Consider the following 533-nt stretch of genomic DNA (forward strand, 5'->3'; position numbering starts at 1 on the left):
ACTCCTGAATTTGCTGCAAAGGTCCTTCCMAGGGAAGACTGCCGCCGGAACTGGCGAGCGCCGGCGAGACCGAGGCAAGAACGATGGGTGCCGCAAGGAGTGTGACGGCGATGAATGCTTTTCTACGCGACATGGCGCGCCTCCTGTTCTTCCGTGAGCTGGTCGGATTCGACTTCATATTGGCCGCCCGCGAAGCGCTCGATCTGGATGACGTCGCGAACGCGCCGCCCGCGTGGCGTCCGCTCGATCGAGACGATGAGATCGACCGCTTCCCCGATCACTTCATGCATCGGCTGCTGGCTGGCTTCGGCGGTCAGTTGCTCCAGGCGGCGTAGCGCCGACATAGCCGTGTTGGAATGGATGGTGGCCACCCCTCCGGGATGGCCCGTGTTCCATGCTTTCAGCAACGTCAGCGCAGCGCCGTCGCGGACCTCGCCGACGACGATCCGGTCCGGACGCAGCCGCATGGTGCTCTTCAAGAGCCGCGCCATGTCGACGGTATCGCTGGTATGCAGAAGAACGGCGTTCTCGGC

General features: G+C 63.7%; 1 protein-coding gene and 1 pseudogene. Both read right to left on the minus strand.

What is annotated here, in order from left to right:
- Positions 1-133 (minus strand): annotated as a pseudogene (locus QD357_RS32915) (conjugal transfer protein TrbC); the annotation flags it as partial.
- A partial coding sequence (locus QD357_RS32920) for an ATPase, T2SS/T4P/T4SS family (RefSeq protein WP_414126175.1) occupies positions 123-533 on the minus strand: 411 nt, incomplete at its 5' end. The gene QD357_RS32920 and the pseudogene QD357_RS32915, both read right to left, overlap by 11 nt.

Source organism: Rhizobium sp. BR 317 (genome assembly GCF_047445835.1).
Lineage (GTDB): Bacteria > Pseudomonadota > Alphaproteobacteria > Rhizobiales > Rhizobiaceae > Rhizobium > Rhizobium paranaense.